This is a genomic window from Streptomyces sichuanensis, from assembly GCF_020328095.1.
Classification (GTDB): domain Bacteria; phylum Actinomycetota; class Actinomycetes; order Streptomycetales; family Streptomycetaceae; genus Streptomyces; species Streptomyces cinnamoneus.
Map to the genome: position 1 here is coordinate 1 of NZ_JAIXMK010000132.1, position 16,318 is coordinate 16,318.

The 16,318-nt window shown below is 71.5% G+C and carries 12 protein-coding genes; 3 read left to right on the forward strand and 9 right to left on the reverse strand.

The features are described from left to right. Positions 1-182: 182 nt before the first annotated feature. The 3 genes from LE181_RS27390 to thyX form a co-directional block, all read right to left on the reverse strand. A complete protein-coding gene (locus LE181_RS27390) occupies positions 183-1,868 on the reverse strand; it encodes a ribonuclease J (protein WP_225664186.1) in 1,686 nt (561 codons plus the stop codon). 135 nt (positions 1,869-2,003) lie between these two features. Next, a complete protein-coding gene (gene dapA, locus LE181_RS27395) occupies positions 2,004-2,903 on the reverse strand; it encodes a 4-hydroxy-tetrahydrodipicolinate synthase (protein WP_225664187.1) in 900 nt (299 codons plus the stop codon). 187 nt (positions 2,904-3,090) lie between these two features. Continuing rightward, positions 3,091-3,831 (reverse strand): FAD-dependent thymidylate synthase, encoded by a 741-nt coding sequence (gene thyX, locus LE181_RS27400; RefSeq protein WP_225664188.1) that lies wholly within the window; start codon positions 3,829-3,831, stop codon positions 3,091-3,093. Positions 3,832-4,049: 218 nt separating this feature from the next. Between thyX and LE181_RS27405 the strand changes: the two genes are divergently transcribed. Next, positions 4,050-4,292 (forward strand): hypothetical protein, encoded by a 243-nt coding sequence (locus LE181_RS27405; RefSeq protein ID WP_190112947.1) that lies wholly within the window; start codon positions 4,050-4,052, stop codon positions 4,290-4,292. A 74-nt stretch (positions 4,293-4,366) separates the two neighbouring features. Further along, entirely contained in the window at positions 4,367-4,948 is a 582-nt protein-coding gene (locus LE181_RS27410; protein WP_225664189.1) for an SCO5741 family PH domain-containing membrane protein, read from the forward strand. Positions 4,949-5,025: 77 nt separating this feature from the next. On the opposite strand, the gene LE181_RS27415 is transcribed toward LE181_RS27410, so the two are convergent. The 6 genes from LE181_RS27415 to eccD all read right to left on the reverse strand — a co-directional run bounded on the left by LE181_RS27415 (position 5,026) and on the right by eccD (position 12,100). Continuing rightward, a complete protein-coding gene (locus LE181_RS27415; RefSeq protein WP_225664190.1) occupies positions 5,026-5,484 on the reverse strand; it encodes a hypothetical protein in 459 nt (152 codons plus the stop codon). Positions 5,485-5,489: 5 nt separating this feature from the next. Then, the gene (gene dapB / locus LE181_RS27420) at positions 5,490-6,242 is read right to left on the reverse strand and encodes a 4-hydroxy-tetrahydrodipicolinate reductase (protein WP_225664191.1); all 753 of its coding nucleotides are present in this window, start codon (positions 6,240-6,242) and stop codon (positions 5,490-5,492) included. Positions 6,243-6,277: 35 nt separating this feature from the next. Further along, positions 6,278-7,657 carry a M16 family metallopeptidase gene (locus LE181_RS27425; RefSeq protein WP_225664192.1) on the reverse strand — a complete coding sequence of 460 codons (1,380 nt, stop codon included), beginning with the start codon at positions 7,655-7,657 and terminating at the stop codon, positions 6,278-6,280. Further along, positions 7,654-9,873 (reverse strand): polyribonucleotide nucleotidyltransferase, encoded by a 2,220-nt coding sequence (locus tag LE181_RS27430; RefSeq protein WP_225664193.1) that lies wholly within the window; start codon positions 9,871-9,873, stop codon positions 7,654-7,656. Before LE181_RS27430 ends, LE181_RS27425 begins: the two co-directional genes overlap by 4 nt. A 311-nt stretch (positions 9,874-10,184) precedes the next feature. Further along, positions 10,185-10,472 carry a 30S ribosomal protein S15 gene (gene rpsO, locus LE181_RS27435; protein ID WP_225664194.1) on the reverse strand — a complete coding sequence of 96 codons (288 nt, stop codon included), beginning with the start codon at positions 10,470-10,472 and terminating at the stop codon, positions 10,185-10,187. 194 nt (positions 10,473-10,666) lie between these two features. Beyond that, positions 10,667-12,100 (reverse strand): type VII secretion integral membrane protein EccD, encoded by a 1,434-nt coding sequence (gene eccD, locus LE181_RS27440; RefSeq protein ID WP_225664195.1) that lies wholly within the window; start codon positions 12,098-12,100, stop codon positions 10,667-10,669. A gap of 233 nt (positions 12,101-12,333) precedes the next feature. Between eccD and eccCa the strand changes: the two genes are divergently transcribed. Continuing rightward, positions 12,334-16,287, forward strand: a complete 3,954-nt coding sequence (gene eccCa / locus LE181_RS27445; protein WP_225664196.1) for a type VII secretion protein EccCa — start codon at positions 12,334-12,336, stop codon at positions 16,285-16,287. Positions 16,288-16,318 lie beyond the last annotated feature (31 nt).

The window sequence follows — 16,318 nt, forward strand, 5'->3', positions numbered from 1 at the left end:
GTTGGAGCGGGGTTCCGACTTTATCAGATTTATCTGAGTCGGATTTCCGCCGCCTTGCCGGAACCTCCCCCTGCACACGAAGTGTGGGGCGTTCCCGCTGCGGTGGAGACGTAAACGTACTGGACGGCCGCACCCAGATGCAAATCGGCGCAGGGGCGGCCGTCCAACCTGCTGAGGCTTCGTCAGACCTCGACGACGATCGGCATGATCATCGGGCGGCGGCGGTAGCTGTCGGACACCCACTTGCCGACCGAGCGGCGCACCAGCTGCTGCAGCTGGTGGGGTTCGGCGACGCCGTCGGCGGCGGCCTTGGCGATGGCTTCCTCGATCTTCGGGACGACGGCGTTGAACGCCGCGTCGTCGATGCCCGAGCCGCGTGCCTGGATCTGCGGGCCGCTGACGACCTTGCCGGTCGTGCTGTCGACGACCACGAAGACGGAGATGATGCCTTCGTCGCCGAGGATGCGGCGGTCCTTGAGCGAAGCCTCGGTGACATCGCCGACCGAGAGGCCGTCGACGTACACATAGCCGGCCTGGACCTTGCCGACGATCCGCGCCTTGCCGTCCACGAGGTCCACCACGACGCCGTCCTCGGCGATGACGATGTGGTCCTTGGGGATGCCCGTCAGGGCACCGAGCTCGGCGTTGGCCCGCAGGTGGCGCCATTCGCCGTGCACCGGCATCAGGTTCTTCGGCTTGCAGATGTTGTAGAAGTACAGCAGCTCGCCGGCCGAGGCGTGGCCCGAGACGTGGACGCGGGCGTTGCCCTTGTGGACGACGTTGGCGCCCCAGCGGGTCAGGCCGTTGATCACGCGGTAGACCGCGTTCTCGTTGCCGGGGATGAGCGACGACGCCAGGATCACGGTGTCGCCCTGGACGATGCGGATCTGGTGGTCGCGGTTGGCCATGCGCGACAGCGCCGCCATCGGCTCGCCCTGCGAGCCGGTGCAGACGAGCACGACCTCGTCGTCCGGCAGGTCGTCGAGGGTCTTGACGTCCACGACGAGACCGGCGGGGATGCGCAGGTAGCCCAGGTCACGGGCGATGCCCATGTTGCGGACCATCGAGCGGCCGACGAAGGCGACGCGCCGGCCGTACTCGTGTGCGGCGTCCAGGATCTGCTGGATGCGGTGGACGTGGCTGGCGAAGCTGGCCACGATGATGCGCTTCTGGGCGCCCGCGAAGACCTGGCGCAGGACGCCGGAGATGTCGCGCTCCGGCGGGACGAAGCCGGGGACCTCGGCGTTCGTGGAGTCCACGAGCAGCAGGTCGATGCCCTCCTCGCCGAGCTTGGCGAAGGCGGGGAGGTCGGTGAGGCGGCGGTCCAGCGGGAGCTGGTCCATCTTGAAGTCACCGGTGTGCACGGCCATGCCGGCGGGGGTGCGGATGGCGACGGCCAGGGCGTCCGGGATGGAGTGGTTGACCGCGACGAACTCGCACTCGAACGGGCCGATGCGCTCGCGGTGCCCCTCGACGACCTCAAGGGTGTAGGGGCGGATGCGGTGCTCCTGGAGCTTGGCCTCGATGAGGGCCAGGGTCAGCTTGGAGCCGATCAGCGGGATGTCCGGCTTCTCGCGGAGCAGGTAGGGGACGCCACCGATGTGGTCCTCGTGACCGTGGGTGAGGACGATGCCGTCGATGTCGTCCAGACGGTCCCGGATGGACGTGAAGTCGGGCAGGATCAGGTCGACTCCGGGTTGCTCCTCCTCGGGGAAGAGCACTCCGCAGTCGACGATCAGCAGACGGCCGCCGTATTCGAAGACCGTCATGTTGCGGCCGATCTCGCCCAGGCCGCCGAGCGGGGTGATGCGCAGGCCGCCCTCGGGCAGCTTCGGCGGCGGGCCGAGTTCAGGGTGCGGGTGGCTCAAAAGACTCTCCTCACCACACGCGCCACTTGCCCTTCCTGGACAGGGCTCAGGACGTGGGGACGCATGGCGCGCATGACATTCGTGCAGATGCGATTTCGGCTGTATTCAGTTGGTATTCAGTTGTGAAGTCTGGTGCTACAGCTGTACCCCGCCCGCGGCGAGATCGCGCTTCAGCTGCTCGGCCTGCTCCTCGGTGAGCTCGACGAGCGGGAGCCGCAGCGGTCCGGCGGGCAGGCCCTGCAGCGCGAGGGCGGCCTTGGTGGTCATGACGCCCTGGGTGCGGAACATGCCGGTGTAGACGGGCAGCAGCCGGCGGTGGATCTCGGCGGCCTTGACGGCGTCGCCGGACCGGTGGGCCTCCAGCAGGGCGCGCAGCTCCGGGGCGACGACGTGGCCGACGACGGAGACGAAGCCCGTGGCGCCGACGGACAGCAGCGGCAGGTTCAGCATGTCGTCGCCGGAGTACCAGGCGAGGCCCGAACGGGCCATGGCCCAGCTCGCGGCGGCGAGGTCGCCCTTGGCGTCCTTGTTGGCGACGATGCGGGGGTGCTCGGCGAGCCGGACCATGGTCTCGGTCTCGATCTGCACTCCGCTGCGGCCCGGGATGTCGTAGAGCATCACGGGGAGCTCCGTGGCGTCCGCGACGGCGGTGAAGTGCCGGCGGAGGCCCTCCTGCGGGGGCTTGTTGTAGTACGGGGTCACGACGAGGAGGCCGTGGGCGCCCGCCTGCTCGGCGGCGCGGGCGAGCTCGATGCTGTGACGGGTGTCGTTGGTGCCGGCTCCGGCAACGACGTGGGCGCGGTCTCCGACCGCCTCGACCACGGCCCGTACGAGCTGGGCTTTCTCCGCATCGCTGGTGGTGGGCGACTCACCGGTGGTGCCGTTGACGACGAGGCCGTCGTTGCCCGCGTCCACGAGGTGGGCGGCAAGGCGCTGTGCGCCGTCGAGATCGAGAGCGCCCTCGGCCGTGAAGGGAGTGACCATCGCGGTCAGGACCCGTCCGAAGGGCGTGTGCGGTGTGGAGGTCGGAGCCATGGGGGCCACGCTACTCGTTGCTCACCGTGAGGTGCCCCCTCGGGGAGTGCGAAGTGGATCCCGGCACTGCCTGCTCGGGGGTTCAAGCAGTGCCGGGTCCGTTTTTTCAGCCTAGATGAAGGTGATGAAACGCCGCAATACGGACACCTGGCTCGGATGGTCCGGGCGACGTCGGCACCACCGTGCGTTACGGCGCGACGCGGCCGTTCTTGTTGAACGCGGCGTAGGTGAGCGGCATGAGCTTGGCCCACTCCGCCTCCATCTTCTCGCCCACCATCTCGATCTCGCGCTGCGGGAAGGAGGGGACCGCCGCCAGCTCGTGCTGCGTGCGCAGGCCGAGGAAGTGCATCAGCGAGCGGGCGTTGCACGTGGCGTACATCGAGGAGAACAGGCCCACCGGCAGGACCGAGCGGGCGACCTCGCGGGCCACGCCCTCGGCCAGCATCTCCTGGTACGCCTCGTACGCCCGGCGGTAGCTGTCCTCCATGACCCGGCCGGTCAGCTCGTGCTGGGCCTCGGTGCCCTCGACGAAGACGTACTTGCCCGGGCGGCCCTCCTGGACCAGCTTGCGGGACCGACCCGGAACGTAGAAGACGGGCTCCAGCTCGCGGTAGCGGCCGGACTCCTCGTTGTAGGACCAGCCCACGCGGTGGCGCATGAACTCGCGGAAGACGAAGATCGGCGCGCTGATGAAGAAGGTCATCGAGTTGTGCTCGAAGGGGCTGCCGTGGCGGTCGCGCATCAGGTAGTTGATCAGGCCCTTGGACCGCTCGGGGTCCTTGCTGATCTCTTCGAGGGACTGCTCGCCGGCCGTGGAGACGCGGGCCGCCCACAGCACGTCGGTGTCGGCGGCGCTGTGCTTGACCAGCTCGACGGTCACATCGCTGCGAAACGTCGGCTTGGCGTCCTCGGTGGGGGTGTCGGTCACCGGCGGGGTCCTTCCCTCGTGCATGTGCTGTGCCGCTGCCAAGCCTAAGGGCCGCCACTGACACCCGGCCGCCGGCGGGCCCGGCCCCCTGCCACAGCGAGGCCAGGGACACCAGTTGAGATTTTTCACAGAAGTTACGAAAAACGGGCACCTATGAACGAGTTCGAGCGTCTTTCTGTATGACAGCAGAGTCTTCGAGGTTCCTAGGAGAGCCCTTCATGTTCCGCCGGCGAGAGCCCGTGCCGTTCGCCTTCGTCGCCGAGGCCGAGCGCTACCGCAGCAACGTCACGCCGCCGCCCCGAGATCGTGCCAGCCGTTCGGAGATAGCCGGGCGGACCCTGGTGGGGCTGACGGTCGCGGCGGGGCTCATCGGTGCGCTGCTGTTCGGCATCCCGTCCCTGGAAACCGGTCCGCAGCACAAGCCGCACACCCAGCAGTCCGAAGCCAACGCGGGCCGCTGATCAGCAGCCGCTGACCAGCGGGTACCCTCACCCGGCACAGCACTTCGAGCGTGCGTACGAGTGAGGAACCCGTCGTGCCCCTGCCCTTCCTGACAGCCGACCGCGACGGCGCCGCAACCGACGTCGCGACCGGAACCGCCGTGTCACCGCCCCGCGAGGCGCCGGAGGACATGTACGAGAGCCGCCAGCGCTGGCGGCGCCCGTACCACCCCGGTCCGCTGCGGGTGGGTGGCACGGCGGTGGTGCTTCTGCTGGCCGCCTGCGTCCTCTTCTCCGGCGTGATCATCGCCCTCGCCGGTTCGCTGTCCGGGGCGGGCGTCTGCGCCGCCGTCGCCGCGCTCCTGATCACGATCGCCGTCCGGCTCGTGCGGACCGGCATCTGGGTGGGCCCCAAGGGACTGCGCCAGCTGAGCCTGCTGTCGGGCACCACGCTGCCGTGGGCCGATGTGGCCGGCGTGCGCACCGTGCAGCAGCCCGTCCGGCTGCTCGGTCTGCCCCGCACGGTCCAGGGCCAGGTGCTGGTCGTGGAGCGCACGCAGGGCAAGGCGCTGCCGGCACTGGTGAGCGACCAGGGGGCCGACTTCCTCGGGCGCCCGCGGGCCTTCGCCGAGGCGGGCCTCGCCGTCGAGGACGAGGTGGCGGACTTCAAGGGCTGAGCGCAGGGAGCGACGCGCGCCGGGGACCGGGTCCCCGGCGCGCGCTTGTGTGAAGCCCGGATCCCGGCCCTCGCGCGTCATGCGCCGGAGGGGCTGACCTTTCCGTCGTGCAGTGCGATCGCGTGCTGCATCGCCTTGCGGGCCCGCGGGGTGTCACGGGCGTCGTGGTAGGCGACGGCCAGGCGGAACCACGAGCGCCAGTCGTCCGGCGCCTCCTCGGTCTCCTCCCGCCGCTTGGCGAAGACGGCGTCCGCGGAGTCGCGGTCGATGCGGCCCCCGGGGGTCCGCACCAGCTCGTCGACCGGCAGCCCGCCCTCGGCCTCCAGCTCGCGCGCCAGCCGGTCGGCGTCCCGCGCGAACTTGGTGGTCCGGTACAGGAACCAGGCCCCGATGAACGGCAGCACCAGCACCGCCAGCCCGAACGGGACGGTGATGACCGTGCCCTGCTCGATGAGCATCACGCCGCGGCTGCCGACCAGGACGAAGTAGACGACCAGGACGGCGGCCAGGGCGAAGTAGACGACTTTCGCACGCACGCCGATCAGCCCAGGTCCAGGAAGTGTTCCAGGCCGAACGTCAGCCCCGGCGTGCTCACCACGCGCCGCGCGCCGAGCAGGATGCCCGGCATGAAGCAGCTGTGGTGCAGCGAGTCGTGCCGGATGGTGAGCGTCTCGCCGGTGTCGCCGAGCAGCACCTCCTGGTGGGCGAGGAGACCGCGCAGCCGGACGGAGTGGACGGGCACCCCGTCGACGTCCGCGCCGCGCGCGCCCTCCAGGGCCGTGGACGTGGCGTCCGGCTGCGGGGCGCAGCCCGCCTCGCGCCGCGCCGCCGCGATGAGCTGCGCGGTGCGGGTGGCGGTGCCGGAGGGGGCGTCCGCCTTGTTCGGGTGGTGCAGCTCGACGACCTCGACGGACTCGAAGAAACGGGCCGCCTGCTGGGCGAAGGCCATGGTGAGGACCGCGCCGATGGAGAAGTTCGGGGCGATGAGCACGCCCGTGGACGGCGAGGCCGCCAGCCAGGACGTCAGCTGCTGCAGGCGGTCCTCGGTCCAGCCGGTGGTGCCGACGACGGCGTGGATGCCGTTGCGGACGCAGAAGTCCAGGTTGTCCATGACCGAGTCGGGGTGGGTCAGCTCGACCGCGACCTGGGCACCGGCCTCGGTCAGGGCCTCCAGGCCGTCACCCCGGCCCAGCGCGGCCACCAGCTCCATGTCCTCGGCGGCCTCCACGGCCCGTACGGCCTCGGAGCCGATCCGGCCCTTGGCACCGATGACGGCGACGCGCAGCTTGCTCATCGTCCCTGCTTCCTGTTCAACCATCGACTCAGCGATTAAGAAACGGCCTCGTGCAGGCGCGCGGCCTGCTTGTCCTTCAGCGGGCCGATGACGGACAGCGAAGGACGCTGCCCCAGTACATCGCGGGCCACCTCGCGGATCTCGTCCGGGGTGACGGTCGCGATGCGGGCCAGCATGTCGCTCACCGACATCTGGTCGCCCCAGCACAGCTCGCTCTTGCCGATGCGGTTCATCAGCGCGCCCGTGTCCTCCAGGCCGAGGACGGTGGAGCCGGAGAGCTGGCCGATGGCGCGGCCGATCTCCTCGTCCGACAGGCCCTCGGTCGCGACGCGGTCCAGTTCGTCGCGGCAGATCCGCAGCACGTCGTGGACCTGGTTCGGGCGGCAGCCGGCGTAGACGCCGAAGAGGCCACAGTCGGCGAAGCCCGAGGTGTAGGAGTAGACGGAGTACGCGAGGCCGCGCTTCTCCCGGACCTCCTGGAAGAGGCGGGAGCTCATGCCGCCGCCGAGGGCGGTGTTGAGCACGCCGAGCGCCCAGCGGCGCTCGTCGGTGCGGGCGAGGCCCGGCATGCCGAGGACGACGTGCGCCTGCTCGGTCTTGCGGCCCAGCACCTCCACGCGGCCCGCGGTGCGGATCGTCTTGGTGCCGGAGCGCGGGGCGACGGGCACCGCGTCCGGACGGCCCAGGGCGCCCGCCTTCTCGAAGGCGGCGCGGACCTGGCGGACGACCTTGGCGTGGTCGACGTTGCCCGCGGCGGCCACGACCAGGTGCGTGGGGTCGTAGTGCTTCTTGTAGAAGCGGGCGATCTGGTCGCGGGTGAGCGCGTTGATCGTGTCCACGGTGCCGAGCACCGGGCGCCCGAGGGGGGTGTCACCCAGCATGGTGTGCGCGAACAGGTCGTGCACGCAGTCGCCGGGGTCGTCCTCCGTCATGGCGATCTCTTCGAGGATCACCCCGCGCTCGGCGTCGACGTCCGCCGCGTCGATCAGCGAGCCGGTCAGCATGTCGCAGACGACGTCGATGGCCAGCGGCAGGTCCGTGTCGAGCACCCGTGCGTAGTAGCAGGTGTACTCCTTGGCCGTGAACGCGTTCATCTCGCCGCCGACCGCGTCGAGCGCGGCGGAGATGTCGAGCGCGCTGCGCCTGGCCGTGCCCTTGAAGAGCAGGTGCTCCAGGTAGTGCGTGGCGCCGTTGAGCGTCGGGGTCTCGTCGCGGGAACCGACGTTGGCCCAGATGCCGAAGGTCGCGGAGCGCACCGACGGCAGGGTCTCGGTGACGATGCGCAGGCCGCCCGGGAGGGTGGTCCGGCGGACCGTACCGATGCCGTTCTCGCCCTTGAGAAGCGTTTGGGTACGGGCGACGGCCCGCCCCTCCGAAGAGGTGCGGGCCGTCTCCCGTGCACTACGGGACGTCACTTGGCGGACTCGTCCTTAGCAGCCTCGTCGCCGTCCTCGCCCTCGATCACGGGGATCAGGGAGAGCTTGCCGCGCTGGTCGATCTCGGCGATCTCGACCTGGACCTTGGCGCCCACGCCGAGCACGTCCTCGACGTTCTCCACGCGCTTGCCGCCGGCCAGCTTGCGGATCTGCGAGATGTGCAGCAGACCGTCCTTGCCCGGGAGCAGGGAGACGAACGCACCGAAGGTGGTGGTCTTGACGACCGTGCCCAGGTAGCGCTCGCCGACCTCCGGCATGGTCGGGTTGGCGATGCCGTTGATCGTGGCGCGGGCGGCCTCGGCGGCCGGACCGTCGGCGGCACCGATGTAGATGGTGCCGTCGTCCTCGATCGTGATCTCGGCGCCGGTGTCCTCCTGGATCTGGTTGATCATCTTGCCCTTGGGGCCGATGACCTCACCGATCTTGTCCACGGGGATCTTGACGGTGATGATCCGCGGGGCGTTCGGGGACATCTCGTCCGGCGTGTCGATCGCTTCCATCATCACGTCGAGGATGTGGAGGCGGGCGTCGCGGGCCTGCTTGAGGGCGGCGGCCAGGACGGAGGCCGGGATGCCGTCCAGCTTGGTGTCGAGCTGGAGGGCGGTCACGAACTCCTTGGTGCCGGCGACCTTGAAGTCCATGTCGCCGAAGGCGTCCTCCGCACCGAGGATGTCGGTGAGGGCGACGTAGTGGGTCTTGCCGTCGATCTCCTGGGAGATCAGGCCCATGGCGATGCCGGCGACGGGGGCCTTCAGCGGCACACCGGCGTTCAGCAGCGACATGGTCGAGGCGCAGACCGAGCCCATGGACGTCGAGCCGTTGGAGCCGAGGGCCTCGGACACCTGGCGGATCGCGTAGGGGAACTCCTCGCGCGACGGCAGCACCGGCACGATGGCGCGCTCGGCCAGGGCGCCGTGGCCGATCTCGCGGCGCTTCGGCGAACCGACGCGGCCGGTCTCGCCGACGGAGTAGGGCGGGAAGTTGTAGTTGTGCATGTAACGCTTGCGCGTCACCGGCGACAGCGTGTCGAGCTGCTGCTCCATACGGAGCATGTTCAGCGTGGTGACACCCAGGATCTGGGTCTCGCCGCGCTCGAACAGCGCCGAGCCGTGCACGCGCGGGATGGCCTCGACCTCGGCGGCGAGCGTACGGATGTCCGTGACGCCACGGCCGTCGATGCGCTTGCGCTCCTTGATGACGCGCTCACGGACCAGGGACTTGGTCAGCGACCGGTACGCGGCGGAGATCTCCTTCTCGCGGCCCTCGAACTGCGGGAGCAGCTTCTCGGCGGCGATCTCCTTGACGCGGTCGATCTCGGTCTCGCGCTCCTGCTTGCCGGCGATGGTCAGCGCCTGGGCGAGCTCGGTGCGGACGGCGGCGGTCAGGGCCTCCAGGACGTCGTCCTGGTAGTCCAGGAAGACCGGGAACTCGCCCTCGGGCTTGGCGGCCTTGGCGGCGAGCTCGGACTGGGCGCGGCACAGCACCTTGATGAAGGGCTTGGCGGCCTCGAGACCGGCGGCGACGACCTCCTCGGTGGGGGCGTCGGCGCCGTCCTTGACCAGCTGGATGGTCTTCTCGGTGGCCTCGGCCTCGACCATCATGATCGCGACGTCGCCGTCCTCCAGGACGCGGCCGGCCACGACCATGTCGAAGATGGCGTCCTCGAGCTCGGTGTGGGTCGGGAACGCCACCCACTGGCCCTTGATCAGAGCGACGCGGGTGGCGCCGATCGGACCGGAGAAGGGCAGGCCCGCCAGCTGCGTGGAGCAGGAGGCGGCGTTGATGGCGACCACGTCGTAGAGGTGGTCGGGGTTGAGCGCCATGACCGTCTCGACGATCTGGATCTCGTTGCGCAGGCCCTTCTTGAAGGAGGGGCGCAGCGGGCGGTCGATCAGGCGGCAGGTGAGGACCGCGTCCTCGGAGGGCCGGCCCTCACGGCGGAAGAAGGAGCCGGGGATCTTGCCGGCTGCGTACATCCGCTCCTCGACGTCCACCGTCAGGGGGAAGAAGTCGAGCTGGTCCTTGGGCTTCTTGGACGCGGTGGTGGCCGACAGCACCATGGTGTCGTCGTCCAGGTACGCCACGGCGGAACCGGCGGCCTGCTTGGCCAGGCGGCCCGTCTCGAAGCGGATGGTGCGGGTGCCGAAGGCGCCGTTGTCGATGACGGCCTCGGCGTAGTGGGTCTCGTTCTCCACCAGGGTTATCTCCTCTTGTGCGTCCCGCGCCCGTGTGGCGGGGACGGTGGGTGGAGGGCGCCGCGTGCGCCTGCGGGAGCCGGTCTTCGATCGAAGCACCCGGAATTCCCTGTTCCGGGGGCCACTACCGAGGACCGGCGGAGCGCCGGCGTCCCTCCTCGTCAGGTGTTTCTTTCGGTATGCCGTTGTGGGACCAGACTACAAAGCTTCTGCTTCCCGTCGCTTCCCGTGGGCGGCGCGAAGGGGGGCGCGGCCCAGGCATACGCGAAGGGAGCGGCCCCCTCGGTGGGAACCGCTCCCTTCATGGCGTCTTACTTGGCGCCCGCGGCACCGCGGCGGATGCCGAGGCGCTCGACCAGGGCGCGGAAGCGCGTGATGTCCTTCTTGGCCAGGTACTGCAGCAGGCGGCGGCGCTGACCGACCAGGAGCAGCAGACCACGGCGGGAGTGGTGGTCGTGCTTGTGCTGCTTGAGGTGCTCGGTCAGGTCCGAGATGCGGCGGGTGAGCAGCGCGACCTGGACCTCGGGGGAACCGGTGTCGCCCTCCTTGGTGGCGAACTCGGCCATGATCTGCTTCTTCGTAGCGGCGTCGAGCGACACGCGGTACTCCTCTTGGATCTCGTTTTGGCCGCCGAGTGCCCCTGGTCTCTGTCTCAGGGGAGCTTCCGTGACTCGGGAGGCGGGGTCCGCTGGGCGCTGCCCCCAGAGGCCCCGAGGGGGTCCGGAGGCGCGTACACAAACGGCCACCGCACACAGTACCAGCCCCGGGGCCGGGCTCGGCCCCGGGTGGCCGGTCAGCTGCTGGTCAGGCCCCGGGCGGTGGTGTAGAGGTCGAGCACCGCGAGACACAGGGGCACGAGCGCGAGGAGGACGGCACTCTCCGTTACGTCCGCCGCCCTCGCCCAGAAGGGTGACAGGCCCTTGCGGGGGACGATCAGCGCCACGCAGGTGAACAGGGCGGCGACGCCGGCGACGGCCGCGGTCAGCCAGACGGTGCGCACGCCGGATGCGGCGGGCGCGTGCAGGGCCAGGCCCAGGACGAGCAGGGCGAGGGCGGCCAGACCGGCGCCGAGGACGGCGGCGACCTGCGCGGTGTAGCGGAAGAGGCGGGCGCGCAGCGGCATGGCGAGCCCGGTGGCCAGGGCGAGGGCCTGGGCCCAGGGGTCGGCGGAGAAGGCGAGGACGGCGGCCGCACCGGTGACGACGGCCGCGCAGCCGCCCACGAGGCCGAGCAGCAGTTCATGGCCGCGGCGTGCCTGGGCGGCGATGCGCTCGGTGTCGACGGGCTCGGCGGTGACGTGGCCGCGGGGCGTGTCGAGGTCGTCGTCGGCGGGGGCGGCGTGCGGGGCGGCGTAGCCGACGGGCAGGCGGGCGACGCGGGCCGAGAGGCCGGGCAGGAAGGCGAGGGCGCCGGTGGCGACGACCGCGCAGACCGCGGCGGCGTCGGCCGGGTCGGCTCCGGTGAGGACCGCGCCGAAGGTGGCCAGGACGCCGGTGGCGGAGGCCACGACCGTCGCGACGAAGGGGGCGTCGCCGCCCCGCATGAGGGCGGTGAGCACGACGGAGGCGATCAGGACGGTGGCGCAGCCGAGCAGGAGCTGCAGCCGTCCCGCGCCCTCGCCCGCGGCGGGGCCGAGCACCCCGGAGCCGGCGATCAGCAGGTGCGGCACCGCGGCCAGGCCCAGGGCGACGGCCGAGGCCCGGTCGTCGTAGACGCGGGCCCGTACGCCGGCGAAGGCCGTCAGGACGAGGGCGACGACGCCGGCGACGATGCCGGGCACGCCGTGCATGTCGTGGCGGGCGGGGTCGGCGAACCAGAGCAGGAAGCCGGTCAGGACGAGCAGTAGGGCGCCGGCGAAGAGGCCGGTGGCGCGCAGCAGCCGGGCGTCCCACAGGGCGCGGTCGCCGCTGACGGCCGAGGCGACGGCGTCGGAGACGTCGTCGTGGACGGCGGGCGGCAGGGACTCGGCGAAGGGGCGCAGGGAGAGGATCTCGCCGTCGAGGACCCGCTGGGCGGCCAGGGTGCGGGCGCCGTCCAGGACGGTGCCGTCGCGGCGCACGAGGTGGTAGCCGGTGGGGGTGCCCGGTGCCTGCGTGCCGCCGGTGAGCCGGAGGATCTCCGGGTTGACGTCGGCGACGGGCAGGTCCTCGGGGAGGGCGACGTCGATGCGGCTGTCCGGCGCGACGACGGTCACCCTGCGAAAGCCGGTCGTGGCGGACGTACTCACCCGGATTGCCCCCTGATCTGGTTGTTCTGCCGGTTCCGCCGGCTTCCGCAGTGCTCTGCGGTGTGCGGCGCGGTTCCGCGGCCGCCGGGCCCGAGTGCACGGCGCGCGGCTGGCCACCCTACCCGGGGCGAACGTCCGTACGCCGATAGGATCACCGTCTCGCGAGGGGAGGCCGGGACCGCAGGGGTGCCGGAAGGGAAGTGGCCCTTCGCTCTGAGGGGTTGAGCCGTTCCGTGAGCCAGGTCGTCGTCAAGCGCCAGCCGCGGGTGCTCCCGCCCGAGGTGCCGAGCGCGGAACTGCGGCTGGAAGCGCCCCCCGAACTGCCGCGCGGCCGTCAGGAGGGCATCCTGATGCAGCTGTTGCCGACGGTGGGCATGGCCTCGTCGATGGTCTACTTCTTCATGCCGGGCGCGCTGCCGATGATGAAGATCATGGGCGTGCTGATGATGGTGTCGACGCTCGGCATGACGATCGCGATGGTCGTCCGGCACCGTCAGGGCTCGCAGGGCCAGGTCGCCGACGCCCGCCGGGACTACCTGCGCTACCTCGCGCAGACCCGGCGGACCGTGCGGCGCACGGCGCGGGCGCAGCGCGACGCGCAGTTCTATCTGCACCCCTCGCCCGACCAGTTGTGGTCGGTGGTGGCCGAGGGCAGCCGGATCTGGGAGCGGCGGGCCGGTGACGAGGACTTCGGGCAGGCCCGCATAGGGCTCGGCGCCCAGCAGCTGGCGACGCCGCTGGTGGCGCCGGAGACGGCGCCCATAGACGATCTGGAGCCGCTGACGGCGGGCGCCATGCAGCGCTTCCTGGCCGTGCACGGTTCGCTGGACGGGCTGCCGATGGCGGTGTCGCTGCGCGCCTTCTACCACGTCACGCTCTCGGGTGACCCGGATACGGTGCACGGCAGCGCCCGGGCGCTCGTGGCGCAGCTGGTCACGCTGCACTCGCCGGACGACCTCGTGCTCGCGGTCGTCGCGGGGCGCGGCGCCGCGGCCCGGTGGGAGTGGACGAAGTGGCTTCCGCACGTGCAGCTGGCCGGCACGGTGGACGGGGCCGGCACGCGGCGGCTGATCGGCGACGACCTGGGCGAGCTGGAGGAGTTGCTGGCGCCGCGTCTGGACGGCCGGCCGCGGTTCAGCCGCGAGGGGCGGCCGCTGCACGAGCAGCCGCACGTGGTGGTGGTGCTGGAGGGGGCGGCAGTGCCGCAGGACTCGGTCTTGGCCGCGCCGGAGGGCCTGCAGGGCGTCACCGTCGTGGAGGTCGTGCCGGGTGAGCTGGACGAGCTGCGCGGCGGGCTGGCGGTGACGGTGCGTCCGGGGAAGCTGCGGCTGCGGTCGCAGGTGGCGGCGTACGACGGCGTGCCGGACACGCTGTCCGCGGAGGCCGCCGAGGCGCTGGCCCGTCAGCTCGCCCCGTTGCGGACGGGCGGTGGCGAGGAGGACGAGCCGCTGCTGGCCAACTGGGACTTCACCGAGCTGCTGGGGCTCGGCGACGCGGCCGCGGTGGACGTGGCCCGTACGTGGCGGCCGCGGAGCACCGCCGAGCGGCTGCGGGTGCCGATCGGCGTGGGCGAGGACGGCTCGCCCGTGATGCTGGACCTCAAGGAGGCCGCGCAGGACGGCATGGGCCCGCACGGCCTGTGCGTGGGGGCGACGGGCTCGGGCAAGTCGGAGCTGTTGCGGACGCTGGTGCTGGGGCTCGCCGTGACGCACTCCTCGGAGACGCTGAACTTCGTCCTCGCCGACTTCAAGGGCGGCGCGACCTTCGCCGGCATGTCGGGGCTGCCGCACGTGGCGGCCGTCATCACCAACCTCGCGGACGATCTGACGCTGGTCGACCGCATGCGCGACTCGATCACGGGTGAGCTGCAGCGCCGGCAGGAGCTGCTGCGTTCGGCGGGCAATTACGCGAACGTGCACGACTACGAGAAGGCGCGGGCCGCGGGCGCCGCCCTGGAGCCGCTGGCTTCACTCGTTCTGGTGATCGACGAATTCAGCGAACTGTTGACGGCCAAGCCCGACTTCATCGACATGTTCATCCAGATCGGCCGCATCGGCCGTTCGCTGGGCGTGCATCTGCTGCTGGCCTCGCAGCGCCTGGAGGAGGGGCGGCTGCGCGGGCTGGAGACGTACTTGTCGTACCGCATCGGTCTGCGCACGTTCTCGGCCGCCGAGTCGCGCACGGCGCTGGGGGTCCCGGACGCCTACCACCTGCCGACGGTGCCGGGTTCGGGCTATCTGAAGTTCGGCACGGACGAGATGACGCGGTTCAAGGCCGCGTACGTCTCCGGCGTGCACCGCAGCGGCGGGGGCGCGGCCGCCGGCGGCGGGCCGCTGCCGGCCGAGCGGCGGCCGGTGCTCTTCACCGCGGCTCCCGTGCCCGTCGCGCACGCACCGTCCGCTCCGGTGGCGGCGCCGGAGACGGACCGTGCGGAGGACGACACGTTCGCCGACACCGTCCTGGACGTGGTCGTGCGCCGGCTGGAGGGCCAGGGTCCGGCCGCCCACCAGGTGTGGCTGCCGCCGCTGGACAAGGCGCCGTCCCTGGACCAGCTGCTGCCGCCGCTGTCGGAGGTGGCCGGCCGCGGCCTGACGGCCGCCGGGTACCCCCGCGCGGGCCAGCTGGTGGTGCCGCTGGGCCTGATCGACAAGCCCTTCGAACAGCGCCGGGACGTCCTCTACCGGGACTTCTCGGGCGCCGCGGGCCACATGCTCGTGGTCGGCGGCCCGCAGTCGGGCAAGTCCACGCTGCTGCGGACGCTGATCGCGTCGTTCGCGCTCACCCACACGCCTGCGGAGGTGCAGTTCTACGGGCTCGACTTCGGTGGCGGCGGTCTGAGCGCGGTGGCCGGGCTGCCGCACGTCGGCGGCATCGCCTCCCGCCTCGATCCCGAGCGGGTGCGCCGTACGGTCGCCGAGGTGGCCGGGATCCTGGGCCGCCGCGAGGAGTTCTTCCGCGCGAACGGCATCGACTCGATCGCCACCTACCGGCGGCAGCGGGCCGCGGGCCGGTGGGCCGAGCAGGACTGGGGTGACGTCTTCCTGGTCGTCGACGGGTGGGGCAGCTTCCGGCAGGAGTACGAGCTCCTGGAGGGCGTCGTCACCGACATCGCGGCCCGGGGCCTGGGCTACGGCGTCCACGTGGTGGTGACGGCCGCGCGCAACATGGAGGTGCGGGCGGCCCTGAAGGACCTGCTCCTGAGCCGCCTCGAACTGCGGCTGGGCGACACGATGGACTCCGAGTTCGACCGCAAGGTCGCCGCGAACGTCCCCGCGGGCGTCCCCGGGCGCGGCCAGCTCCCGGAGAAGCTGCACTTCATGGGCGGCCAGCCGCGGATCGACGGCGGCCACGACCCGGAGGCGATGACGGACGCGACCGCGGCCCTGGTCGCCGCGGTGGGGGCCGCCTGGAGCGGACCGGCCGCGCCGCGGGTGCGGCTGCTGCCGCACCGGCTGCGCGCCGACGAACTGCCGAAGGGCGGCGAGCACCCGGAGCTGGGCGTGGCCATCGGCATCGACGAGACGACCCTCCAGCCGGTCTTCGTCGACTTCGAGACGGACCCGTTCTTCCTGGTGTTCGGCGAGAGCGAGTCCGGCAAGACGGCGCTGCTGCGCCTGATCGCCCGGCGGATCACCGAGCGCTACGGGCCGGACGAGGCCAAGATCGTGGTCGGTGACTACCGGCGCACCCTGCTGGACGTCGTCCCCGACACGCACCTGCTGGAGTACGCCCCCCTCGCCTCGTCCCTGACGGTGCACGCCGAGGCCCTCAACGGCCTGATGGAGCGGCGCGCCCCGCAGCCGGGCATCACGCCGCAGCAGCTGCGCGACCGCAGCTGGTGGTCGGGCCCGCAGCTCTTCGTCATCGTCGACGACTACGAGCTGGTCGCCGCGAGCGGCGGCAATCCGCTGGCGGTGCTCACGGACAATCTGCCCTTCTCACGCGACGTCGGCATCCGCTTCGTCATCGCGCGGAGCTCGGCGGGTGCCTCGCGCTCGATGTTCGAGCCCTTCATGCAGCGCGTGAAGGAGCTCGGCGCGCAGGGCGTCGTCCTGTCGGGCGACCCGGGCGAGGGCGACGTCCTGGGCGGCGTCCGGCCCCGCCCGATGCCGCCGGGCCGCGGCCACTTCGTCTCGCGCAAGCGGGGCACCCCGCTGATCCAGGTGGGATGGGTGCCGGAGCAGTAGGACGCACCGGCACCGGCACACGGCGCCGGGC

Excerpts from the sequence above, each read along its gene's own strand:
- dapA (WP_225664187.1), bottom strand. The coding sequence starts at position 2,903 with ATGGCTCCGACCTCCACACCGCACACGCCCTTCGGACGGGTCCTGACC.
- LE181_RS27405 (WP_190112947.1), top strand. The coding sequence starts at position 4,050 with ATGTTCCGCCGGCGAGAGCCCGTGCCGTTCGCCTTCGTCGCCGAGGCC.
- dapB (WP_225664191.1), bottom strand. The coding sequence starts at position 6,242 with ATGAGCAAGCTGCGCGTCGCCGTCATCGGTGCCAAGGGCCGGATCGGC.